The organism is Micromonospora sp. WMMD708, from assembly GCF_049315245.1.
Taxonomy (GTDB): domain Bacteria; phylum Actinomycetota; class Actinomycetes; order Mycobacteriales; family Micromonosporaceae; genus Micromonospora; species Micromonospora wenchangensis.
Genome location: NZ_CP186060.1, coordinates 4,907,336 through 4,931,433 on the forward strand (window position 1 = coordinate 4,907,336; position 24,098 = coordinate 4,931,433).

At 75.3% G+C, this 24,098-nt stretch carries 17 protein-coding genes; 5 read left to right on the forward strand and 12 right to left on the reverse strand.

Annotation, left to right across the window (positions count from 1 at the left end):
• Positions 1-36 precede the first annotated feature (36 nt).
• A complete protein-coding gene (locus ACN260_RS21585; RefSeq protein ID WP_422752782.1) occupies positions 37-414 on the reverse strand; it encodes a hypothetical protein in 378 nt (125 codons plus the stop codon).
• Positions 415-593: 179 nt separating this feature from the next.
• On the opposite strand from ACN260_RS21585, the gene ACN260_RS21590 reads away from it, so the two are divergent.
• A complete protein-coding gene (locus tag ACN260_RS21590) occupies positions 594-5,267 on the forward strand; it encodes an Lhr family helicase (RefSeq protein WP_422752783.1) in 4,674 nt (1,557 codons plus the stop codon).
• A 55-nt stretch (positions 5,268-5,322) separates the two neighbouring features.
• Here the strand turns inward: ACN260_RS21590 and ACN260_RS21595 are convergent, their stop codons facing one another.
• The gene (locus ACN260_RS21595; protein WP_422752784.1) at positions 5,323-5,841 is read right to left on the reverse strand and encodes a hypothetical protein; all 519 of its coding nucleotides are present in this window, start codon (positions 5,839-5,841) and stop codon (positions 5,323-5,325) included.
• A gap of 126 nt (positions 5,842-5,967) precedes the next feature.
• Between ACN260_RS21595 and ACN260_RS21600 the strand changes: the two genes are divergently transcribed.
• Positions 5,968-6,762 carry an SAM hydrolase/SAM-dependent halogenase family protein gene (locus ACN260_RS21600; protein ID WP_422752785.1) on the forward strand — a complete coding sequence of 265 codons (795 nt, stop codon included), beginning with the start codon at positions 5,968-5,970 and terminating at the stop codon, positions 6,760-6,762.
• 63 nt (positions 6,763-6,825) lie between these two features.
• Positions 6,826-7,047: a CPCC family cysteine-rich protein gene (locus ACN260_RS21605; RefSeq protein WP_240762684.1), complete on the forward strand. Its 222-nt coding sequence runs from the start codon at positions 6,826-6,828 to the stop codon at positions 7,045-7,047.
• A gap of 51 nt (positions 7,048-7,098) precedes the next feature.
• Here ACN260_RS21605 and ACN260_RS21610 read toward each other — a convergent pair whose 3' ends face one another.
• On the reverse strand, positions 7,099-8,343 hold the full coding sequence (locus ACN260_RS21610) for a hypothetical protein (protein ID WP_422752786.1): 1,245 nt from the start codon (positions 8,341-8,343) through the stop codon (positions 7,099-7,101).
• Positions 8,344-8,488: 145 nt separating this feature from the next.
• Here ACN260_RS21610 and ACN260_RS21615 point away from each other — a divergent pair, with 145 nt between their 5' ends.
• Positions 8,489-9,319 carry a zinc finger domain-containing protein gene (locus ACN260_RS21615; RefSeq protein ID WP_422752787.1) on the forward strand — a complete coding sequence of 277 codons (831 nt, stop codon included), beginning with the start codon at positions 8,489-8,491 and terminating at the stop codon, positions 9,317-9,319.
• 152 nt (positions 9,320-9,471) lie between these two features.
• Positions 9,472-13,065, forward strand: a complete 3,594-nt coding sequence (locus tag ACN260_RS21620; RefSeq protein WP_422752788.1) for a fibronectin type III domain-containing protein — start codon at positions 9,472-9,474, stop codon at positions 13,063-13,065.
• Positions 13,066-13,140: 75 nt separating this feature from the next.
• Here the strand turns inward: ACN260_RS21620 and pspM are convergent, their stop codons facing one another.
• The 9 genes from pspM to pgsA all read right to left on the reverse strand — a co-directional run bounded on the left by pspM (position 13,141) and on the right by pgsA (position 24,061).
• Positions 13,141-13,929, reverse strand: coding sequence for a phage shock envelope stress response protein PspM (gene pspM, locus ACN260_RS21625; RefSeq protein WP_422752789.1), 789 nt, complete (start codon positions 13,927-13,929; stop codon positions 13,141-13,143).
• A 22-nt stretch (positions 13,930-13,951) separates the two neighbouring features.
• The gene (locus ACN260_RS21630; protein WP_422752790.1) at positions 13,952-14,824 is read right to left on the reverse strand and encodes a PspA/IM30 family protein; all 873 of its coding nucleotides are present in this window, start codon (positions 14,822-14,824) and stop codon (positions 13,952-13,954) included.
• 186 nt (positions 14,825-15,010) lie between these two features.
• The gene (locus ACN260_RS21635) at positions 15,011-15,454 is read right to left on the reverse strand and encodes a helix-turn-helix domain-containing protein (protein WP_145918449.1); all 444 of its coding nucleotides are present in this window, start codon (positions 15,452-15,454) and stop codon (positions 15,011-15,013) included.
• A gap of 167 nt (positions 15,455-15,621) precedes the next feature.
• Complete coding sequence (locus ACN260_RS21640) at positions 15,622-16,197, reverse strand: CinA family protein (RefSeq protein WP_422752791.1); 576 nt, start codon at positions 16,195-16,197, stop codon at positions 15,622-15,624.
• 129 nt (positions 16,198-16,326) lie between these two features.
• A complete protein-coding gene (locus ACN260_RS21645; protein ID WP_422752792.1) occupies positions 16,327-16,992 on the reverse strand; it encodes a response regulator in 666 nt (221 codons plus the stop codon).
• Positions 16,993-17,116: 124 nt separating this feature from the next.
• A complete protein-coding gene (locus tag ACN260_RS21650) occupies positions 17,117-19,174 on the reverse strand; it encodes a sensor histidine kinase (protein WP_422752793.1) in 2,058 nt (685 codons plus the stop codon).
• A gap of 45 nt (positions 19,175-19,219) precedes the next feature.
• On the reverse strand, positions 19,220-19,681 hold the full coding sequence (locus ACN260_RS21655) for a hypothetical protein (RefSeq protein ID WP_422752794.1): 462 nt from the start codon (positions 19,679-19,681) through the stop codon (positions 19,220-19,222).
• Positions 19,682-20,084: 403 nt separating this feature from the next.
• Entirely contained in the window at positions 20,085-23,276 is a 3,192-nt protein-coding gene (locus tag ACN260_RS21660) for a hypothetical protein (protein WP_422752795.1), read from the reverse strand.
• Between the two features lie 197 nt (positions 23,277-23,473).
• Complete coding sequence (gene pgsA, locus ACN260_RS21665; protein ID WP_402892389.1) at positions 23,474-24,061, reverse strand: CDP-diacylglycerol--glycerol-3-phosphate 3-phosphatidyltransferase; 588 nt, start codon at positions 24,059-24,061, stop codon at positions 23,474-23,476.
• Positions 24,062-24,098: the final 37 nt, after the last annotated feature.

The window sequence follows — 24,098 nt, forward strand, 5'->3', positions numbered from 1 at the left end:
CGCCCGCTATGGGGCCTTTTCGGGGAAATCGTCCGGTCAACCGGTGGCTGTGTCACCACCGGGCAGCGCGGGCGTCAGGGCACGCCGGCGCTCGACGAGCAGGTCGGGACGGCCGAGCTGGAGGGCGACCTTGTCGACCACCCGCTGGGCGACGGCGAGCGAACGCACCGGCAGCATCGCGCCGCGACTCTCCCGGCGGAGCACGAAGTAGTGCACGGCGACCCGCACCTGCCCCCGGTCGGCGGCGCTGGACTGGGCGGTGGAGACGACCAACTCCCGCAGGCTGTCGGCGAGACGCTCGGCGAGCGCCAGCTCGGGGCCGCGCAGACTGGTCCGCAGGGCGGTGAGGTGACCTTCGACCTTGCGGATGAGCACGTCGGTGCCGGGCGTCGGGCCACGCTCCTCGACGAACATCCGATTCCTTTCACCTGGTGCAGCTTTCCGGGAGAAGTTACTTTATGTTGTGGGTCACTAGCAAGCAGTTAAGTAAGACTTAAAGCGCAAAACGTACAATCAGCGTGCAATTTTCTCTTAGCCAGGCAGAACGGCAGCGGTTTCGGCGGAGTGTCATACCGTCGGGGCAGGATGGGGGCGTGACGGGGCGACAGGGCGTGACGGGCGGGGCGGCGGTCCCGGCCGGGTTCGGTCCGGCCACCCGGGAGTGGTTCACCGCCGCCTTCGCCGCTCCCACCGCCGCCCAGACCGGTGCCTGGCGTTCGATCGCCGCCGGCCGCAACGCCCTGGTGGTCGCGCCCACCGGCTCGGGCAAGACCCTCGCGGCGTTCCTCTGGTCGCTCGACCGGCTGGCCGACGCGCCACCCCCGGACGACGCCCGGCACCGTTGCCGGGTGCTCTACGTCAGCCCGCTCAAGGCGCTCGCGGTCGACGTCGAACGCAACCTCCGCGCCCCGCTCGCCGGCATCCGGCAGGCCGCCACCCGGCTCGGCGTGACACCACCGGACATCACCGTCGGAATGCGTACCGGCGACACCCCCGCCGACGAGCGGCGGGCCTTCGCCCGCACCCCGCCGGACATCCTCATCACCACCCCTGAGTCGTTGTTCCTGCTGCTCACCTCCGCCGCCCGGGAGTCGCTGCGCGGTGTGGAGACGGTCATCCTCGACGAGGTGCACGCCGTCGCCGGCACCAAGCGCGGCGCCCACCTCGCACTCTCCCTGGAACGCCTCGACGGGCTGCTGGCCCGGCCCGCCCAGCGGATCGGTCTGTCCGCCACCGTCCGGCCGATCGACGCGTGCGCCCGCTTCCTCGGCGGCGCCCACCCGGTCGACGTGGTCCAGCCGGCCACCCCCAAGACGATCGAGGTGAGTGTCCAGGTCCCGGTGGAGGACATGACCCGGCTCGACGAGACCGAGCAGCCGCCGGACGACACTCTCGGCGGCCCCGGTCCCCGCCGGGCGTCCATCTGGCCGGCCGTCGAGGAACGGGTCTTCGCACTGATCCGGGCGCACCGCTCGACCATCGTGTTCACCAACTCGCGGCGCAGCGCCGAGCGGCTCTGCGCCCGGCTCAACGAGCTGGCCACCGAGGAACGGGAAGCCGCCGGGGCCGCCTCGACCGCCGGTGCGGGCGACGGGCCGGGCGGGGCGGACAACGGGCCGGGCGAAGCAGACGGGCCGGGCGGGGCGCAGCGGTGGGGCGGCCCGGTGGGGCCGCTGCGGACACCCCGCCCCCCGGCCGAGGTGATGGCCCAGTCGGGCACGGCGACCGGCGCGGAGGCGGTGATCGCCCGCGCCCACCACGGCAGCGTCTCCCGGGAGGAACGCAAGCAGATCGAGGAGGCGCTCAAATCCGGCCGGCTGCCCGCCGTGGTCGCCACCTCCAGCCTGGAGTTGGGCATCGACATGGGCGCGGTCGACCTGGTGGTGCAGATCGAGGCCCCACCGAGCGTCGCGGCCGGCCTGCAACGGGTCGGCCGCGCCGGGCACCAGGTGGGCGCGGTGTCCCGGGGCGTGGTCTTCCCCAAGCACCGGGGCGACCTGCTCTCCTGCACCGTGGTCGCCGAGCGGATGGCGGCCGGCGCGATCGAGGAGCTGCACTACCCGCGCAACCCGCTCGACGTGCTCGCCCAGCAGATCGTCGCCATGGTCGCCCTCGAACCCTGGTCGCTCGACGACCTGGCGGTGCTGGTCCGCCGGGCCGCGCCCTTCGCCGAGCTGCCCGACTCGGCGTTGCACGCGGTGCTCGACATGCTCTCCGGCCGCTACCCGTCGACCGCCTTCGCCGAGCTGCGGCCCCGGCTGGTCTGGGACCGGGCCACCGACGTGCTCACCGGCCGCCCGGGGGCCCAGCGCCTCGCCGTCACCAGCGGCGGCACCATCCCCGACCGGGGCCTGTTCGGGGTCTTCCTGGCCGGGGCGGAACGCGCCGCCCGGGTCGGCGAGCTCGACGAGGAGATGGTCTACGAGTCCCGGGTCGGCGACGTCTTCCTGCTCGGCTCGTCGTCCTGGCGGATCGAGGAGATCACCCCCGACCGGGTGCTGGTCTCCCCCGCGCCCGGCCAGGCCGCCCGGATGCCCTTCTGGAAGGGTGACCAGTTGGGCCGGCCGGTCGAGCTGGGCCGGGCCATCGGCAGCCGGGTCCGGGCGTTGCTGCGCCAGGACGACACCACCGCCCGCGACGCGCTGCGCGCCGGTGGCCTGGACGACTGGGCGGCCGACAACCTGCTGGCCTACCTGCGGGAACAGCAGGCCGCCACCCGCTCGCTACCCGACGACCGCACGGTGCTGGTGGAGCGGTTCCGCGACGAGCTGGGCGACTGGCGGCTCGCCGTGCACAGCGTGCTCGGGGCCCGGGTCAACGGCCCGTGGGCGTTGGCGATCGGCCGCCGGCTGGCCGAACGCTACGGGGTGGACGCCCAGGTCATGCCCTCCGACGACGGGATCGTGGTGCGGCTGCCGGATACCGCCGACGAGCCGCCCGGGGCCGACGTGGTGGTGTTCGCCCCCGACGAGATCGCCCAACTGGTCGAGGATTCGGTGGGCACCTCCGCGCTGTTCGCCGCCCGGTTCCGCGAGTGCGCCGCCCGGTCGCTGCTGCTGCCCCGGCGGGACCCGCGCCGCCGGCAACCGCTGTGGCAGCAACGCCAACGCGCCGCCCAGCTCCTCGACGTGGCCCGCGAGTACGCCGACTTCCCGGTCACCCTGGAGGCCGCCCGGGAGTGCCTGCAGGACGTCTTCGACCAGCCCGCCCTGGCCGAGCTGATGCGCGACCTGGCCAGCCGCAAGGTCCGCCTGGTCGAGGTCGAGAGCGAACGCCCCTCGCCGTTCGCCAGGTCGCTGCTCTTCGGCTACGTCGGCGCGTTCCTCTACGAGGGGGACGCCCCGCTGGCCGAACGCCGGGCCGCCGCGCTGGCGCTGGACTCGGCGCTGCTCGGCGAGCTGCTCGGCCGGGTCGACCTGCGCGAGCTGCTCGATCCGGCGGTGCTCGCCGAGACCGAACGGCAGTTGCGCTGGCGCACCGAGCAGCGTCGCCCCCGCGACGCCGAGGACGTGGTCGAGCTGCTGCGGGTCGTCGGCGACCTGACCGCAGCGGAGCTTTCCGAGCGGGGCGTACCGGAGGACTGGCTGACCGGGCTGGCGGCGGCCCGCCGGGTGCTGCGGGTCCGCATCGCCGGTGCGGACCGCTGGGTGGGCATCGAGGACGCGGCCCGGCTGCGCGACGCGCTCGGGGTGGCGCTGCCGGTGGGGGTGGCCGAGGCGTACCTGACGCCGGTGGCCGACCCGCTCGGCGACCTGGTAGCCCGGTACGCCCGCACCCACGGGCCGTTCGCCGCCGCCACCTGCGCCGCCCGGTTCGGGCTCGGGGTGTTCGTGGTGGAGCAGGCGTTACGCCGGCTCGGCGCGACCGGGCGGGTGGTCTCCGGCGAGTTCGCCCCGGACAGCGTCGGCACCCAGTGGTGCGACGCCGAGGTGCTGCGACTGCTGCGCCGCCGGTCGCTCGCCGCGCTACGCCGGGAGATCGAGCCGGTACCGCCCCGGGTGCTGGCCGGCTTCCTGCCGCGCTGGCAGCAGATCGGCTCGTCGGCGCGCGGGGTGGAGGCGGTGGCCGCCGCCGTCGAGCAGTTGCAGGGCACGGCGGTGCCGGCGTCGGCGTGGGAACGGCTGGTGCTGCCCGCCCGGGTCGCCGACTACTCCCCCGCCCAGCTCGACGAGCTGTGTGCCGGTGGGGAGGTGGTCTGGGCCGGTTCGGGGGCGATCTCCGGCGGCGACGGGTGGATCACCCTGGCGTACGCGGACGTCGCGCCGCTGCTGCTCCTCCCGCCGGACGACGGCTTCGTCGGCACCCCGCTGCACGACGCCGTGCTGGACACGCTCGCCGACGGCCAGGCGCTGTTCTTCCGTTCGCTCGCCGACCGGGTCGGCTCCACGGACGACGCTGCTCTCAGCGCGGCGATCTGGGACCTGGTCTGGGCGGGCCGGCTCACCAACGACACCCTGGCCCCGCTGCGGGCGGCGCTCGGCGCGGGCGGGGCGCACCGGTCCCGTCCGGCGGCCCCCCGAACCCGGTACCGCCGCCCGGGTCGGGTGGCGCTGCCCAGCCGGGGCGGTCCGCCCACGGTGGCCGGACGCTGGTCGCGGCTGCCGGAGCGGGACACCGACCCGACCCGGCGGGCCGCCGCCCTGGCCGACCTGCTGCTCGACCGGCACGGGGTGGTTACCCGGGGCGCGGTGGTGGCCGAGCAGGTGGTGGGCGGGTTCGCCGCCGTCTACCCGGTGCTCGCCGCGCTGGAGGAACGCGGCGCGGCCCGGCGCGGCTACTTCGTGGAGGGGCTGGGCGCGGCGCAGTTCGCGGTGCCCGGGGCGGTGGACCGGTTGCGGGCGTTGGCCGAGCCGGCCGACACCGGGCGCGGCGACGGGCCGACCACGGTGCTCGCCGCCACCGACCCGGCCAACCCGTACGGCGCGGCGCTGCCGTGGCCGGAGCGGGCCGTCGACTCCGGTGACGGCACCGCCCCGGGCAGCGGGCACCGGGCCGGCCGCAAGGCCGGTGCGGTGGTGGTGCTGGTCGGCGGCGGGCTGGCCCTCTACGTCGAGCGGGGCGGCCGGACGATCCTCTCCTTCACCGACGATGCCGACGCGCTGGCCGCCGCCGGGAAGGCGCTGGCCGACGCGGTGCACTCCGGCGCGTTGGGGGCGATGTCGGTGGAGCGTGCCGACGGCGGGGCGGTGCACTCCTCGCCGCTGCACGACGCGCTCACCGCCGCCGGGTTCCGGGCCACCCCCCGGGGCCTGCGGCTACGCGGCTGACCGGGCGGCCCACCCCGCGTCGCCGGCCGGGCCACCCGACCGGCGGCGGGCGGGGTCAGCCGAGCTTCGCCAGGACGTCGTTGTAGCGCTTCTGCTCGGCGGCGCTGGTCCGGGTGCCCAGGTAGTTGAGCACCACCGCACCGGCCCGGTACGCCTTGGTCCCCCACACGTCGGTCTGGTTGGTGGCGCTCGCCTCGTCGGGGAAGACGTACACCGAGACGGTGTCGGTGACCAGCAGTTGGGCGCAGCCGACACCCGTACCGTCGGGGCCGCAGTCCTTGGAGCGGTCTCGCGGGTCGGGCACCTTGAGGCCGGCGGCCTTGAACGCGTCGACCACCTTGCGGGCGGCGGGGGCGCTGGTCTGCTTGGTCGGCAGCACGAACGGCGGGGTGGAGGGGCTCTCCCGGGGCGTGCTGCCCGCCTTCCCGGCCTTCGGTGGGCCGTCGGCCGGGGGCGCCTCGCTGGTGGCCGGGGCCTTCGACCGGCCGTCGGCCCACGCCCCGCCGTCGCGTTCGTCGCCGGGATCGTCACCGCAGCCGGCGAGGGCCAGCGCGAGCAGGACGGTGGTGGTCACGGGCAGGAGGCGAAGGCGTTTCGTCACCCCGGCAGTCTGCCGAACCGGGTGCGCGCCCGGCACCGGCCGGTCGGTCGATCGGGGTGTCCGGTCAGTGATAGAGCGTCACCGCACTAGCCTGCCGGCATGACCCCGACCCCCTGGATCTCGCTGACCACCGACTACGGGCTCACCGACGGGTTCGTCGCCGTCTGCCACGGGGTGATCGGCCGGATCGCCCCGGCCGCCCGGGTGATCGACGTGACCCACCTGGTGCCGGCGGGCGACGTCCGGCGCGGTGCGGCGGTGCTCGCCCAGGCGGTGCCGTACCTGCCGTACGGGGTGCATGTGGCGGTGGTGGACCCGGGGGTGGGCACCGCCCGGCGCGGGGTGGCGCTGGTGACACCGGGCGGCCTGCTGGTCGGGCCGGACAACGGGCTGCTGCCGGCGGCGGCGCAGGCGTTGGGCGGGGTCACCGCGGCGGTCGAGTTGACCGCGCCGGGGTGGGTGGCGGCGGAGGTGTCGCGCACCTTCCATGGCCGGGACGTGTTCGCCCCGGTGGCGGCCCGGCTGGCGCTCGGCGACCCGCCGGCCGACGCGGGCCCGCCCGTCGATCCGGCCGGCCTGGTGACCCTGCCCGCGCCGGTGCTGCGTCGGGAGGCCGACGGGTTCACCGCCGAGGTGCTCACCGTGGACCACTTCGGCAACGTGCAGCTCGCCGCCGGGGCCGACCTGCTGGCGGGGTTGCCCGGCACGGTACGGGTCGACGGCCATCCGGCGCTGCGGGGCGCGACGTTCGCCGACGCGCCGGCCGGGGAGCTGGTCGTGCTCGTCGACTCCGCCGGCCTGGTGGCGGTGGCCCGCAACGGCGGCCGGGCGGTGGACCTGCTGGGGGTGGCCCCCGGTGCGACGGTGACGGTGCGGGGGCGCTCCGGAGGGTGAGCTGCGCTCCCTGTCGGGCGTCCGGTGTGGAATGCTGCTGCGGTGGGTGAAGTGTGGGTTCCGGTGGGCTGTCCCTGTTGTGCGTCCCGGACGGGTGGGGGCACCTGTCCGGTCTGTTTCTGGACCGATGACGGCCAGGGCGACGCCGATGCCGACGTGGTGCGGGGCGGTCCCAATGGTGACCTGAGCCTCACCCACGCCCGGCTGAACTTCGCCGTGTACGGCGCCAGCCACCCCCGCTACCAGGACATGGTCCGCCCGCCCCGCCCGGACGAGCGGCCCTGAGCCACCCCCGCCCCCGACCCGGCTGGTCGGTGGCGGGGGCGGCGTACCGGTTCAGCAGCGGGACACGGTGCCGCCGTACACCGTGGACACGTACGCGTGGCTGACGTACTGGCCACCGGCCAGCCGGTTCCACCTGTTGGTGGTCCGGTACGTCCCGGCGACCGTCTGCCCGGTGACGTAGCACTGGATGGGCACGTTGGCGTGGGTGGCGGCGAGCCCCCGCACCGGGTACGAGGTGCCGGGGCCGGTACGGACGTTGAGCGGCCCGGAGCCGACGACGCCGCGCGGTCCGCTGCCGGTCCACAGGTACGTCACGTCGACCCAGGCGTTGTCGGTGAGCAGCAGGCCGTCCCAGAAGGTGCCGTCGGCGAGGTCGATGCCGGCGGGGTTCAGCACGGTACGCCCGAACTGGTCCTTGCCGCCGTTGTAGCCGTACTGGTAGGCGGCCTGTGCCTCGGGTCGCCCCTGCGGCAGGTCCTTCCAGTTCTCCCGGACGGCGGCGGGGTTCCAGTAGTCGTCGCGGGTGTTCCACGGGCCGACGTCCCAGACGGGTGCGTACTCGCAGCGGCTGCCGCTGGTGGTGCAGACCCGCACGGTGTAGTCACCGGTGCCGATCGGGGACAGTCCGCGTCGGGACGGCAGGGCGACGAAGTGGTCCCGGGGTGCGATGGTGTGCCCGTTGGCGGTGACCCCGCCGACCTCGCCTTCCCGGGTGGCGAAGACCCGGTAGCTGCGGACGGCGGTGGGGGCCGGGGCGGCGGTGGTGCCGGTGTCGGCGGTGAGCCGTACCGCGCGTACCGCTGCGGCGGCGTGCGCGTCGCGGGTGGTGAGCAGCACCCGGGCCTGGACCCGGGTGACCGGGCGGTCGAAGACGGCCGGCCCGGTGCCGGCCTCCCGCCACTCGGTCCAGCCGGTGGCCCGCCAGCCGCGCACCTGGACGCCGACGGTGGCACCGGTGGCCGCCTCGGCGGTGAGGTCGACGCGGACCCGGTTGGCCGGACCGGCGAGGGTACGCGCGGGGGCGAGCAGCACCCCCTCGGCGACCGGCACGCCGAGGGCGGCGGGCCGGGTGCGCCGGGTCGGGTGGGGGTCGGCGAGGCGCAGCAGGCCGGCACCGAAGCGGACGTTGACGTCGTCGCCGCCGGCCACGGCGAGGTCGACGGTCCAGTGCTCCCCGCCGGTGGGTGCGGCTGGGGCGGCGGCGTGGCCGGTGCTCTGGCCGGGGGTACGGGGTGCGGCGGTCGCGGCGGTCGGGACGAGACCACCGGCCAGGGTCAGGGTCAGCAGACCGACCAACAGGGACGATGGGGGACGACAAGGGCCAAAGGCCATAATATTCTCCTCAAGACCCCTTCATAGTGCATTTTTTCGTAGATCGACAGGAAGTACGCTACAAATAGCGATACATGCGAATCCTGTTCGGACGAGGGAGAATGCTGGGGTGCCCGAGGGAGACACCGTCTGGAACACCGCCCGCGTCCTGCACCGCGCCCTCGCCGGGGCCCGGCTCACCGGCAGCGACTTCCGGGTGCCCGCACTGGCCACCACCGACCTGACCGGCTGGACGGTGGCGGAGTCGGCCAGCCGGGGCAAGCACCTACTGCTGCGGCTGACCGCACCGGCCCCGGTGGCCTCGACCACCGCCTGGACCCTCCACTCCCACCTGCGGATGGACGGCGTCTGGCGGGCGTACGCCCCGGGCGAACGCTGGACGGCCCGGCCGGCGCACCTGATCCGGGCGGTGCTGCGCAGCGCGGAGGCGGTGGCGGTCGGCTACCACCTGCACGAGCTGGCCCTGCTGCCCACCGCCGGGGAGGAGCGCCTGCTCGGGCACCTCGGTCCCGACCTGCTCGGCGCGGACTGGGACCCGGCCGAGGCGGTCCGCCGGCTGGCCGCCGCACCCGGGGTGACCATCGGCGAGGCGCTGCTCGACCAGCGCAACCTGGCCGGGGTGGGCAACCTCTACAAGTGCGAGCTGCTGTTCCTGCGCGGAATCTCGCCGTGGACGCCGGTCGGCGCGGTGCCCGACCTGCCCGGCACGGTGGCCCTGGCCCAGCGGCTGCTGGCCGCCAACCGGGGCCGGTGGACCCAGAGCACCACCGGTTCGCTGCGCCGGGGCCAGACCAGCTACGTGTACGGCCGGCGGGCCCAGCCGTGCCGCCGCTGCGGCACCGCCATCGCCAAGGAGGACCTGGGTGACCGGGTCACCTACTGGTGCCCGACCTGTCAGCCGGCCCCACCGCCGGCCGGCCCGGGAACACCTCCCGCCTGACGGGACAACCCGCAGACACGGACGAATGGGTAATTCCTATCCGGCCGCCGACGTCGCATGCTGCGGTGGAGCGCTCACCGTTCGTGACCATCGGACGCGACCGCCCACCACGCCGGGGTGGGGGCGGCGGGTCCCCGTGCCCGGGGAGAGCCATGACCCTGTTCCGCAGACTGCGACCGCACTGGACGACCCGGGTCGTCCGCCTCCACCGGCCCGACCGGCCCACCGTGCCGGCCGCCCGCACCGGCGAACCCGATCCCGCCCCGGCGACCCTCGACCCGGCCGCCGTGCCGCGCTGCTTCGGCCCGGTGCCCAACTTCGCCGGCAGCCCGCTGCCGGTACGCGACCCGCAGGGCCGGGTGCTCACCGGCACCGGCCTGCGCAAGTTCGTCGACGCGCTGCCGCTGCCCGGCCCGGCCGGCCGCACCGAACTGGGCGGTTACCTGCCGGTCGCCACCCCGGACACGGTGAGCTGGCCGGGCTGCGACTACTACGAGATCGGGCTGGCCGAGTACACCCAGCGGCTGCACCGGGACCTGCCCACCACCCGGCTGCGCGGCTACCGCCAGCTCAACCTGGGCACCGACCCGGACGGCCACAACACCGTCGCCCCGCCCGACCGGCCCTACCACCTCGGCCCGCTGATCGTGGCGCGGCGGGGCCGGCCGGTCCGGATCAAGTTCATCAACCAGCTCCCCACCGGCCCGGCCGGCGACCTCTTCCTGCCTGTCGACACCAGCCTCCCCGGAGCCGGGGCGGGACCGCTGGAGGGACCGGCACCCTACCCGCAGAACCGGGCCGTGCCGCACCTGTCCGGCGCGCACACGGGCTGGATCAGCGCCGGCAACCCGTGGCAGTGGGTGACCCCGGCCGGCGAGATCACCCCGTACCCGACCGGACCGGGCCTGGCCCACGTGCCGGACATGCCGCCGCCGGGGGCGGGAGCCACCACGCTCTACTACCCGAACGCGCAGAGCGGCCGCCTGATGTGCCTGCACGACAACACCCTCGGCCTGTCCCGGTTGACCGTCCTGTCCGGCCAGTTCGCCCTCTACCTGCTCACCGACCCGGTCGAGGAGGAGTTGACCGCCGACGGGGTGCTCCCCGCCGACCAGGTCCCGCTGGTGATCCAGGACCGCACCTTCGTCCCCGACGACGCCCAACTCGCCGCCGAGGACCCCACCTGGGACCGGGACCGCTGGGGCACCCGGGGCAACCTGTGGCACCCGCACGTCTACCAGCCCCGGCAGGACCCGTACCGGGACGGCGGGCGCAACCCCACCGGCCGCTGGGACTACGGCCCGTGGCTGCCCGGCGGGGACGGGCCCCGGGTCGGCCCGGTGGACAACCCGCACCACGATCCGGTGGCCGCCCCGCAGGAGCCGCCACAGGCACCCGGGGTGCCGCACCCCAGCGCCGTGCCCGAGGCGTACGGGGACACCATGCTGGTCAACGGGGTCGCCTACCCGTACCTGCGGGTGCGGCCGACGGCGTACCGGTTCCGGATCGTCAACGGCTGCGCCGACCGGTCGCTCAACCTCCAGCTCTACCGGGCCCGCTCCGACGGGCCGATGTGGCGGTCCGACGGCAGCCTCGCCGACGCCGACGCCGGTGAGGTGCCCATGGTGGACGCGGTCCGCGCCCCCGGCCGGCCGGCCGACTGGCCCACCGACGGACGCGACGGCGGGGTGCCCGACCCGGCCGCCGCCGGGCCGTCCATGATCCAGATCGGCAACGAGTGCGGGCTGCTCCCCGCCCCGGTGGTGCTGCCCAACCGGCCGGTCGGCTACCGCTACGACCGCCGCGACCCGACGGTGCTCAACGTCGACTCGGCCGCGCTGCTGCTCGCCCCCGGCGAACGGGCCGACGTGATCGTCGACTTCTCCACCCTGCCGCCCGGCGCGACGGTGCTGCTCTACAACGACTGTCCGGCCCCGCTGCCCGGCTTCGACCCCCGCTACGACCGGCACACCGCCGCCGGGGACCGGCGCGCCGAGGGCGGCGGCCCCGGCACCCTGCCCGGGTACGGCCCGAACACCCGTACCGTGCTCCAGTTCCGGGTGGCCGGCACCCCCGGCCGCCGGTACGACCTGGACCGGCTGGCCGAGCGGCTGCCCGCCGCGTACGCCGCCAGCCAGCGACCGCCGGTGGTGCCGCACCCCGTGTACGACCCGGCGTTCGGCACCACCACCGGGCGGGCGACGGCCGCCTGCCCGCAGGCCACCTCGCTCACCTTCACCCCGCCGGGCGGCACCGCGCCGGTCACCCTGCCGATCCAGGTCAAGACCGTGGGGACCGTCTTCGAGCCGGAGTACGGGCGGCGGGCCGGCCGGCTCGGCGTACCCCATCCGGGTGCCGGCCCGCTGGGGCCGGTGACCCTGCCGCTCGGCCCGACCGACCCGGCGACGGAGATCCTCGTCGCCGCCGACCCGACGGTGGGACCGGCCGACCCGGCCGACGGCATCCAGGTGTGGCGGATCAGCGGAACCGGCCGGCAGACCCACCCGGTCCGCTTCGACGGCTGCGACGTGCAGGTGGTCAACCGGATCGGCGGGGACGGCACGGTCCGCGCCCCCGACGGCGGGGAGCGGGGCTGGAAGCAGACCGTCCGGGTCAACCCGGCCGAGGACGTGGTGGTGGCGCTGCGGCCCGAGGTGCCGCCGCTGCCGTTCAAGGTCGCCGACAGCCTGCGGTTGCTCGACCCGACCCGACCCGCCGGGGTACGCCTCGACGCCGGGGTAAGCCCCTGCGACGGCCGGCCGGCGATCGTGGTCAACCAACAGGTCAACCTGGGCTGGGAGTTCCGCTGGGTAAGCGGCGCGGCGGGGCTGCGGGACCTGGGCATGAGCCGGCCGCTGGTGCTGCGGGTGTCGCCGCGCGCGCCGACCGGGCTGACCGCGACCCCGGTGCCCGGCTCGGCGACCGCGCTGCCGGCGATCGCGTTGGCCTGGACGGGCAACGGCAGCCGGCCGGCGGCCACCGGTCATCTGCTCCAGCGGGCCACCGACGCCGGTTTCACCGCCGGCCTGACCACCATCACCGTGGCGGCGACCGCGACCCGGTACACCGACGCCAGCGTCACCCCCGGCGTGACCTACCACTACCGCATCCGGGCCGAGAACGCGGCCGGCTGCTCCGCCTGGTCGAACAGCAGCCCGGCGTCGGTGCGCCTGCCCGCGCCGGGAGGGCTGGCCGCGACGGTGCCACCGGCGGCCCCGCTGCGGGTGGCGTTGCGCTGGGTGAACCGCTCCTTCGCCACCGGGCTCGACGTGCAGCGGGCCACCAACCCGACCTTCACCAGCGGTCCGGGCACCACCGCCGTGCCGGTGGCCGACCACCACCTCGATCCGGCGGTCGCCCCGGACACCACGTACTACTACCGGGTCCGGGCCACCTACCTCGGCGCGGCGTCACCGTGGTCGACGGTGGCGACGGTGACCACCCCACCGGTGCCGGAGCTGCCGACGCGGCTCACCGCGACGGTGGGCCTCCCCGCGCCGGACACGGCGACGGTGTCGGTGACCTGGGCGGCGGACGCCCCGACCGGCCCGGGAGCCGGGTTCGTGGTGCAGCGGGCGGTGGACCCGGCGTTCGACCGGGAGGTGGCCAGCTTCACCGTCACCGGCCGCAGCTTCACCAACACCGGCCTGACCCGCGGGGTCACCTACCACTACCGGGTCCGTACGTTCAACGTGGTCGGCAGCTCACCGTGGACCGCCCCGCTGCCGGTCCGCACGCCCGACTGAGGTTCCCGGCCCGGCAGCGGGCGGGACGGGCGGCCGGTCCGGCGCGGCGGTCCGGCCGGCCCGCCGCGCGGGCGCTCAGCGGGTGGGGGTGCGTTGGGGTTCGCCCACGGCACGCAGCTCGGCCAGGGCGGAGGCGACGCCGTGCAGCAGGTCGGTCGCCTCCATCAGCCGGGCGGCGGACGGGTCCGCGACGACCTCCGGGTGGGCGTCCTCGGCGACGTACCCGGCTGCGGCGGCGACCAGCCCCTCGTAGGCGGTCACCCCGGCGACCAACTGGTCGAGCAGGGCGCGGTGGGCCTCTTCGAGCCGGGGCCGGGCCTCGGGTGGGGCGAGCCGCAGGGCGCGCTCCACCCCGGCCGTGCGGTCGGCCAGGTCACGCAGCGAACGGTCGGCGGCGGCGGCCTCCAGCACGGCCGGCTCGGCCAGGCCGGTCAGCCGGGGCGCGATCCCGGCCAGGGTGAGTGCGGCCCGGTCCAGCCGGGCCCACGAGTCGGCGGCGGAGGTGCCGCGCAGCGCGAACCGGGAACGGAACCGGCGGGCCTCGGCCAGCACGCCGGGGCCCACCGGGAGGCGTTCGACGGCGGCGACCAGCCGGGCCCGGGAACGGGCGGCGGCCTCGGCCGGGTCGAGGGCGGGTGGCACCGGGCGGGCCGCGAACGCCCGCAGGTCGATCCAGCGCCAGGCGGCCAGCGCGACGGCGCTGCCCGCGGCGCCGGCCCAGGCCGCGTCGGGCAACCCCAGCCCGGCGTACGGCGTCAGCACCGCCGCCGCGCCGGTGAGCCCACCGGCCAGGACGCTCCACCGGCGGGCGGAGCGCCGCAACCGGCCCAGTCGACGGAAGTGTCGCGTTCGCTCGTCGGCCACCCGTACCTCCTCGTGCCGGCGGTCAGCCGGCGGTGGTGTCCCCCACGCCGCGGTCGCGGCTCATGCTGGCCCGGAGCTCGTCCAGCCGGGCGGCGGCGGCCGGGTCGGCCGTCGGGGCGGCCGGCTGGGCCTGCTGCTGCACCGCCGGCTGCTCCTGCCGGCTGCCGAGCTGGTCGCCGGCCATGCTGGCCCGGATCTGCTCCAGCCGGGACGACCCGGCGCTGTCCAGCGTCGACTTCTGGATCTCCAGCATCCGTCCCTCGACGGAGTTGCCGGCCAGCTCGGCGCGGCCCATCGCGTTGGCGTAGCGGCGCTCGATGCGGTCGCGCACCTCGTCCAGCGAGGGGGTGTTGGCCGGTGCGGTCATCGACGACATCGATTCCAGCGACCGGGCCACGCTCTCCTGCATCTTGGCCTGTTCGAGCTGGCTGAGCAGCTTGGTGCGCTCGGCGAGCTTCTGCTGGAGGATCATGGAGTTGTTCTCGACCGCGCGGCGGGCCTGCGCGGCGGCCCCGATCGCCTGGTCGTGCAGGGTCTTGAGGTCCTCGGTGGCCTGCTCGGCGGAGACTAGCTGGGTGGCGAGCACCTGGGCGGACTGCTCGTAGCGGCCGGCCTCGGCCTCGTCGCCCTTGGCGCGGGCCTGGTCGGCGAGGACCAGCGCCTGCCGGGCGTTGCCCTGCAACCGTTCGACCTCGGTCATCTGCCGGGAGAGCTTCATCTCCAGCTGCCGCTGGTTGCCGATCACCGCCGCCGCCTGCTGCACCAGCGCCTGGTGCTGGCGCTGCGCGTCCTCGATGGCCTGCTGGATCTGCACCTTGGGATCGGCGTGCTCGTCGATCTTGGCACCGAACAGCGCCATCAGGTACTTCCAGCCCTTGACGAACGGGTTCGCCATCTCCGCGGTATCCCCTCAGTAGCGTCGCTGCGCCCCGGCCACACCCGGGACCGGGCGGGCCGCACGGCGCTCCCCCATCGTCGCAGGCGGACGCCAGCAGGGCCGTTCGTACCGCGGGGTGCTCCGGCGGCCTGCGATCAACACTACGCGGCGTCGGCCAGCCCGGCCACGGGACGGACGGCGGGGTCAGGCGGCGCAGACCACGTCACGGTCACTCGGGCGGACCCGGGCGCTGCGCAGGGTGGCCTTGAGGGGGGAATCCTGGCGGACCGAGACGGCGACCGCACCGTCGGTGGTCACCTGGCGCACGCCCCGACCGGTGGCCTTGCGCACCCCGGCGGCCGGACCGGCGGCGGCCGGCTCGTCCTGCACGGGCATGAGCACGCCCGGCAGCTGCTCGGCCAGCGCCACGGTGTCGCTCACCTCACGCAGCAACTCGGACAGGCGGGCACCGAGCGCGTCGCAGATGGCGGCGAGCAGCTCGCTGGAGGGTTCCTTCTGGCCGCGCTCGATCTCGGAGAGGTAACCGAGGCTCACGTTGGCGGCGGTGGAGACTTCGCGCAGGGTGCGGTGCTGACCCTGGCGGCGCGCCCGAAGTGCGTCACCGATCACCCGGCGTAGCAGGACCATCGCACCTCCCCCTGACGGGATTTCACGCGCTCCGGCGGATGGCCGCCCGCGCCGGACGCGGTGGACCGCGCCGCCGCCGACGCCGTACGCCGGAGCCTTCCCGCAACCGTACCCGTTGGTCGGCCCGGCGACATCCCACCCCGCCTGTCGGATCTGGACAACGCCGCTCAGCGCCGGCCCGCGCCGGCCGGCGGCACCACCGCCGCGGGCCCGTGGCGCGGGCCCGGCCCCGGCTCGGGAAAGGCCCGGTGAATACGCGCCGCGAGCAGGCGTAACGCCTCGATCACCGCCGCCGCGCGGATGTGGTCGCGGCCCCCGTCGAGGTCGAGCCGGCGGACCACCGGGCCGCCCGGCCCGGCCACCGCGACATAGACCAGGCCGACCGGTCTACCGTCCTGCGGCTCGGGACCGGCCACCCCGGTGGTCGACAGCCCCCAGTCGGCGGCACAGCGCCGCCGGCCCCCCTCGGCCAGGGCGATGGCCACGTCCGGATCGACCGGTCCGCGTTCGGCCAGCAGATCCTCGGGTACGTCGGCCAGCCGCGCCTTGAGTTCCGTGGCGTAGGTCACCAGGCCGCCCCGGTAGACGGCGCTCACCCCGGCTATCTCCACGATCGCGGCGGCCAGCAGGCCGCCGGTCAGGGACTCGACGGTGGCCAGCGTCTGCTGCCGTTCGTGCAGGCTGTGCACCACGCCCGCCGCCGGGCTGCCTGCGGGTCGCTCGTGCTGCGCGTCGGTCCCCATGCCGTCCTCCTTCCCCGACGTCATCCTGCTACTCATCCCGGCCCGACCGATCGCCGTGTCCGGGCCCGCGCCGCCGGTGCGGCGTCCCGGGCGGCATCGTCGGATCCGCTCCCGCCCGTCGGATCAGGGTCAGCCGGTGAGGCCGGCGTCCCGGGCGAGCAGGGCGGCCTGGACCCGGTCGGCGACACCGAGCTTGGCGAAGACGGCCGAGAGCTGGTTGCGGACGGTCTTCTCGCTGAGCCCGAAGTGGCGGGCGATCCGGGCGTTGGTGTCACCGCCGGCCAACCGGCGCAGGATGTCCCGCTCGCGCGGGGTGAGCCGGTCGAACGGGGGCGGCAGCTCGACCGGCTGGCGGCGCAGGCTGGTCAGCACCTGCGGGCCGACCCGGGGGCCGAGGACCAGCCCACCGCCGGCCACCGTCCGCAGCGCGTCGACGATCACGTCCGGGTCGGTGTCCTTGAGCACGTAGCCCCGGGCACCGGCGCGCAACGCCCGACCGACCACGTCCTCGTCGTCGGTCATGGTCACCATCAGCACCCGGGTGTCCGGTCGGCCCTGCACGATCCGCCGGGTCGCCTCCACGCCGTCGCCGTCCGGCAGTGCCACGTCCATCGCGACCACCCCGACCGGCTCGGTCGACGCGATGCCGACCGCCTCGGCGCAGGTGGCGGCCTCCAGCACACCGTCGACCCAGGTCTCGCCCTCCAGCATCGTCCGCAGGCCCCGGCGGACCACCGGATGGTCGTCCACGATCAGCACCCGGACCGCCCGGCCACGGGCCCCCTCCGCCGTCACTGCCCTCCCCCTCCCGCAGCGGTGTCCGCCACCCGAACCCCGCCCGCCCCACCCCGCACCGGTTGCCCGGAGCCTGCGGCGATCGGCCGGGACCCTCCGGCGGCCGACCGGGAACCCTGTGTGATCAAGAGGTTGGCGTCATCCTCCGGGCGGATTCTGACGCAAACCTCTTGATCACCGGAAGCGGGCGCGGCGGGGCGGGCGAGCCGGAAGCGGGCGCGGGGGGTAGTGGCAGGCGGACCCGGATCAAGGTGCCGTGCGGGTCACGGTCGACGATGTCGCTGCCGCCGCCCAGCTCGGCGGCCCGCTCCCGGATCGAGTCCAGGCCGACGCCGCCGGGCCGGCGGGCGACGATCCCGGTGCCGTCGTCGGACACCTCCACGACCAACGCCCGGCCCCGGCGCACCACCACGTCGCAGCAGGTCGCCCCGGCGTGCCGGGCGGTGTTGGCGAGCGCCTCGCCGACGATCCGGTACGCCGCCACCTCCACCGCCGCCGGCAGCCCGTGCAGCGGGTCCGCCACGCTCAGCCGTACGGTCAGGGTCGGGCCGTCGAAGCGCTGGCACTCGGCCCGCAACGCCGACTCCAACCCCCGGTCCAGGGCCGCCGGGCGGAGCTGGTCGACCAGTTGACGTACCTCGCCGGTGCAGGTGAGCAGGTCGTCGGCGAGCCCGTCGAGGATGCGGGCCAGCCGGGCCTGGTCGACGGCGGCGAGCTTGCGGGCCGCGCGTACCTGCATCGACATGCCGGCCAGGGTGGGGCCGAGCCCGTCGTGCAGATCCCGGCGCAGCCGGCGGCGCTCCTCCTCCCGGGCGGTGACCAGGCGTTCCCGGGAGTCGCGCAGGTCGCGGATCAGCCGGGCGGTCGCGGCGGCCACCGAGGCGTGCAACGCGACGTCGTTGAGCAGCCGCCGCTCCACCGGGGTGAACCGGGTGCCGGGCGCCCGCCGGGCCACCACCAGCCGCCCCACCCGCTCGCCGTGGGTCACCATGTCGAAGCGCTCCAGCCCGGTGGTGGCGTCGCCGTGCGCGGCGTGCACCCGGGCGGGCCGCCCGTCGTCGGGCTCCCCGCCGAGTTCCACCGCCACGTACGGCACCTGGAGCGAACGGGCGATGGTGCCGGTCAGCAGCGGCAGCACCGCCTCCGGCTGGACCGTACGCTCCAGCAGGTCGCCCAGGCGGGCCAGCACCGCGTACGGCTCGTCGCGGTCGCCGTAGAGCAGCCGGTTCACCCCGCGCTGCACCCGCCGCCGCAGCGGTTCGAAGGTCACCGCGATCAGCCCGGTGGCCGCCAGCGACGCGTTCGACGTGTCCCCGCGCAACACCAGATCCCGCAGCAGGGCGACCACCCCGACGAACGCGGCGATCACCAGCAGGCTCATCACCAGCCAGACCAGGGTCCGGTTGATCACCTGTTCGAGGCCGTAGAGCCGGTAGCGGAGCACCGCCAGTGTCATCGCGCCCGGGACCGCGATCACCATCAGCACCCACGCGCCGGAGAGGTTGAGCCAGTCCAGCAGGAAGCCGAGCAGGAACAGCACCCCGGCGGCCAGCAGACAGGCGAGTTGCTGGCGGGCCTCGCCGACGGCCCGCCGAAAGCGTCGGGCGAGCGCCACCAGCACGGCGACCACCAGCAGCAACTCCACCCCGACGGTCAGCAGGGCGACCCGGACCAGCAGCCGCGCGGTCGGGTCGGCGGCCGTCGTCGCGGACAGCAGCAGGCCCCGGGGGTCGCTGGTCGCGGCCACCGCCAGCGCCACGGCCACCACCGCCGTGGTGACCACCAGCCCGACCGCGACCGACCGGAATCCCCGGCCCGGCAGCCGGCCGTCCGGGAACACCAGCAGGGCCAGGAAGATCAGCCCGTACGGCGGCCACCAGAGCCACTGGCCCAGCCAGGCCAGCGGGGTGACCGTGGGCCAGCTCAACGCCAGCACCGCCGTCCCGGCGACGAGTCCGGCGGCCAGCATCAGCCGGCCGACCGGGTGACCGGGCAGGCCGGCGAGCACCAGTGCGCCGAGCGCGGTGAACGCGACCGCGACCGTGCCGGTCAGCGTCGCGGGCCCGACCGCCGACGGCTGCGGGAACCACCACTGCCCGGCCAGGACGAGCCCGGCGACGACCAGGCCCGCCCCGGCCAGGACCCGGCGGGAAGGGGACAGCGCGGCGATGGGCGACGGCACGGCAGGCCCTCCCGGGGTTGGTCGTCGGTGGTGGGACCGGCGGGGTCAGTCGGCCCAGCCGGCGGCGTGCATCGCGTTGTGCAGCCAGTTGCCGGTGTCGTGTTCGAGGTGTTCCGGCAGGGCGCCGATGACCTCGGACAGGTCCGGGGCGTCGAGGCGGGGCAGCTCGGACAGCGCCCGCTCCAGCGAGATGCGGGACCGGGTGAGCACGTCCGGATGGTCGCGGACGTACTGCGTCACGTGCGCGATCACCGTGGTCAGCCGCTGCCGGACGACGTCGGGCAGCGCCGGGCCGGTGCCGGCCTGCAACGCCTCCAACCGCCAGTCGGCGGAGAAGACCGGGTGCAGCCGTCGGCCGGTGACGTCGAAGAACTCGACCGCCCCGGCGAGCTTCTCGCCGTGGTCGGCGGTCGCCAGCAGGTCGGCCAGGTCCTGGTAGACGTGGCAGAACGTGTCGTTGGTGGCGATCAACAGGATCCGTCGGTCGTCGCCGGCGTTCGGCGTCATGATCACTCCTCGGGTGCCGTACGCGGACGGGCGGGGCCGTTCCCCCGGCACCCGTCCGCCGCAGCGTAGGTGGTCGACCGTCCACAGTGGCACCGCCGGGCGGGCCGGCGGGGTGGACGGTCGAGCCATCGTCACCCGCCGGCTGTCCCGCCGACCCGGGTCGGATGTCCCGGCCCGGCGGGACCGATCGGACGGCGGGCCGGGCCGGTGACCCGGGGAAGCGCCCCGACCGCCCCGCGACGCGGGGAAAGGGCCAGACCCGCGACGCGGGGAAAGGGCCAGACCCGCGACGCGGGGGAAGGTCCAGACCCGCGACGCGGGGGAAGGGCCCCGGCCGGCCCGGCGGGCGGGGGAAGGGTCCCACCCGCCCGGGCCGTCGGGGCCCTTCCCGGTCGACGCGCGGTCAGCCCGCCGGGTGCACGCTCACCGTGGTCGCCCGGGTCATGTCGGTCGCCGCGGTCACCTCCGGCAGCCCCTCGGTGTGCCCGCCGGAACGCACCCGGGACGACCGGTGGTCGTACCGCTGGCCGAGCTGGTTGACCCGGACGAACGCCGCGCTGGCCAGGCAGGCGCTCAGCGGGTCACGCGGCTTGTCCGTCACACTGGCCTGGACGCAGCCGGCGCCGTACTGGCCCTGGTCGCGCAGCGGATCGAAGCCCGACCGCTCCCCGTCGCACGGGTTCCAGTCGAACGTCTGGACGCAGTCGGCGTAGTTGGCCACCGCCTGCGTCATCGCGTTGCGCAGGTGCTGGTGGGCCGACTGGTCGACGTCGCTGCGCGGGCGGATGTAGTCGGCGGGCAACCCCTGGCTGCCGTAGAGCAGGCCGGCGAGGCTGTCGTCGAGTTCCAGCGCGGTGCCCCAGCCCAGTTCGGTGTACGCCTGCAACAGCCGCAGTGCGTCGGAGACCGCCTTGCCCTTCTGCCAGAGCACCCGGGACACCTCCCAGGTGTCGCTGCTCGGCGGGTTCGGCCCGGTCCCGGCCCGCATCACCCGGTAGAAGTACTTCTGCCGGCCGGACAGCATCGCGGCGGCCTTGCTGCGGGCGGACGTCGCCTGGGTGGCGACGACCGGGATCGCCGCCGACTCGAACGCCGGCTTGTACGTCCCCGCCCACCGGTCGGTGAGGTACTTGTTCTCGTCGTAGCAGTAGCCCTGCGGGACCGGGGACCGGACGTCCCACGAGCAGAACGTGCCGATGGGGAACACCCGGGTAGCGGTCTGCACCTCCTGCCAGTCCCCGCCGGCCCACTTCACCCGCGACCGCAGGGTGATCTGGAGGTCGCCGGTGGTGGTCTGGAACCGGGGCCCCTCGTGCTCCTCGACGTTGACGAAGTTCGCGTCGTAGCAGGTGGAGAACTCCGGGGCGTGCCCCGGCGGCATGGCGTGGCGGGCCAGGTGGAACGCATTGGGCAGGTTGCTGCGGCGGAGCGTCGACGGGATCGGCCGGCCGACCCGGGTCGGGCCGCACCCGCCGATCGACTCGGCCTCGGGAATCCGGTTCGCGGCCGGGAGTTCCTGGTCCGGGCTGCCCCACATGTCGTGCACCGGCAGGGTGTCGCTGCCGTTCCACACCACCGCCTTGCGGACGTTCTCCACCTGGGCGTTCCAGCCGGCGACCGCGGTGCGGTAGTCGGCCATCAGCGCGGTGAACAACGGGTTGGTGCCGCCGTCGGCGGTCGGCTGGCTGAACTGCCGGACCCGCTCGTTGATGGTCCGCCCGGCCTCGGCGACGGCGTCGCCCCGCCCGGCGGCCACCTGCGCGGCGAACTGCGGGTTCTCCAGTTGCAGGATGTTGTAGACCCGGGCGGCGGTGGACCAGGCGGCGGCGTTGGCGACCGGGCCGACGGTCCAGGTGCCGCCGACCCGGTTACGCGCCCACTGGCCGAGGTAGTTGATCGAGCCGGCGGGCAGGTGGGTGTCGAGCACGCTGACCGGGTCGGCGAGGCTGGTGCCGGCCGGCGCGGTGAAGGTGCCCTCGTCGGCGGCGTTGACGGTGGCGAAGGTGAAGGTCGGCGACTCGGCCTTCGGGAAGTAGGTGCCCAGGTAGTCAGGGATCGGCTGCCCGGTGATCTCCCGGTGGTGCACGTACGTGGTGATCACCTGGTTGAGCTGGCTCTTGGCGATGTTCTCCAAGGCCACGTGGGTGGCGAGCGCCATCGAGTCGACCTTGCGTTCGATGGTCTGCAACTGGGTGGCGATCCGGCCCAGGTTGGCGCGTACCTCGTCGAGGCCCCTGGTGAGCGCGTCGAGCTGGGCGACCAGTCCGGCGTACATCTCCTTGAGCGCCGACTCGATCCGGTCGAACCGCTTGTCGATCCCCTTGGCCAGCCGGTCGATCTGCTGGCGCAGCTTGCCGATCTCCGCCTGGATCGCGGCGTTCGGGTCACCGCCCCCGGCGAACAGGCCGATCAGGCTCACCGCCGCGCCGAGCAGGTTGCCGGTCAGCACCGCCGTGCCCATCGCCGTCGCGGCCATGGTCAGCCCCTGCCCGAGCACCGTCGTCACGTACGTGTTGATCGCGGTCACCGAGGTCACCACGGCCTTGCCGATGGTCTCCAGCTGCTTGCCGAACTTCTTGTCGACGAAGCCGACCAGGGTGGACAGCACCGTGACGGTCGACCCGAGGCCCTCGAAGATCTTGCGGTTCGACTCGGTCTTCGCCTTCTCCGCGTCGATGACCGCCTGGCTGGGCTTCGGGTCCTGGTTGAGCGGGTACGTGGTGGCGTAGCCGACCACCTCGGTGATCCGGTTGTTGCCGTCGGTGTCGAGCACCTTCAGCGTCGCGTACGCCCGCTCCTGCACCAGCGCCTTGAAGGCGGTCGCGTCACCGCGGACGTCGCGGATCGCGGACAGCGGCACGTAGTAGCCGAGGGTGCCGGTGTTGCCGTCGGCGCGCGGCTCGTGGATCCGCGCGGCCAGCAACCCGTCGACCGGGGTACGCACCCCGGTGCCGGTGCGCCCGGCGAACGCGCTGTCCCAGCCGGTGGCCAGCGCGTCGTCGGTGGCGGCCCGCCGGTGCAGCTCCCGCCAGGTGTCCTGGACCAGGTCCCGGGAACGGGCGTTCCACGCCGCGTCCTGGTAGCCGCCCCGGACCAGGTTCAACGCGTCCGGCACCACGTTCGCGCCCTCCGCCCCGACCGTGCTGGTCAGGAAGGCCCGCACCGCCGGGCCGGTGGTCACCGCGCCGCTGGACTCGGCGAGCCGGGCCAGCACCGCCATCGCCACGGCGAACCGGGACCGGTCCTCGGCCCGCGCGTCGCCGACCGCCGCGTCGGCGACCGCCCGGGTGGTGGCCACGTGCCCGACCACCTGCGTCGCGTCGGCGCCCGGCTGGGCGGTACGCCAGTCCAGCAGCTCGGCCGTGAGCAGGGCGTCCTTCAGCCCGGCCGCTCCGGCGTCGCGCAGCTGCACCACCGCCCCGAACAGCGCCCCGTGCACCGCCTGCTCGTCGAACGGCACAGGGTCGGCGGCCCGGGCCGGGGTCTGGTGCATGGTGACCGCCAGCACCGCCGTCAGGCCGGCCGCCCACAGCCGGCGGCTGCGCCAGCCGCCGCCCGGGGACCGCCCCCGGGCATGTCTCGTCGCTGTCCCCACCGCTGCTCCTCCCGCCTGCGGGCACAACCCCGCCCGCCGTCGTCGGGCGTCGACCCGGACGGACCGACGCCGCACCGGGCCGCAGGGGGCCGGTGCGGTGACGACTCTGCGGGGCGGGACGTCCCGACCGGCAGGGACAGCCGTCCCGCCGCACCGGGATTCCGGCGCGGCGGCTCAGCGGGAGCGGTGCTGGCCGGTCAGGGCCGGGGGCGGCGCAGGCGCAGGGCCTGGGCGACGTAGTCGAAGCCGGTGACCACGGTGACCAGCACGGCGGCCGCCATGATCCAGGGCCCGACGGCGGCGAGGGCGGCCGGCATCGGCCACAGGTACCAGGCGATGGCCAGGATCTGCAGCGCCGTCTTGAGCTTGCCGCCCCGGCTGGCGGCGATCACGCCGTGCCGGATCACCCAGAACCGCAGCCCGGTGATGCCCAGCTCGCGGACGAGGATCAGCACCGTCACCCACCAGGGCAGCCGGTCGTAGACGGAGAGCAGCACCAGGGCGGCACCGGTGAGCGCCTTGTCGGCGATCGGGTCGGCCACCTTGCCGACCGAGGTGACCAGGCCGAAGCGGCGGGCGATCCAGCCGTCCACCAGGTCGGTCATCGAGGCGAACGCGAAGATCAGGCAGGCGGCGATCCGCCACCCGCCGTGGGTCATGCCGGAGGCGACCACCGACGCGGCGAAGACCGGCACCAGCACCAGCCGCAGCAGGGTCAGGCCGTTGGCCGCGTTGAGCACCGGCACCCGGGCCACCGGCGGCGCGGACTCCGCCGCCCCGGTCACCGCCGCGCCCCGCTCCGGACCACCTGGCACCGCCCCA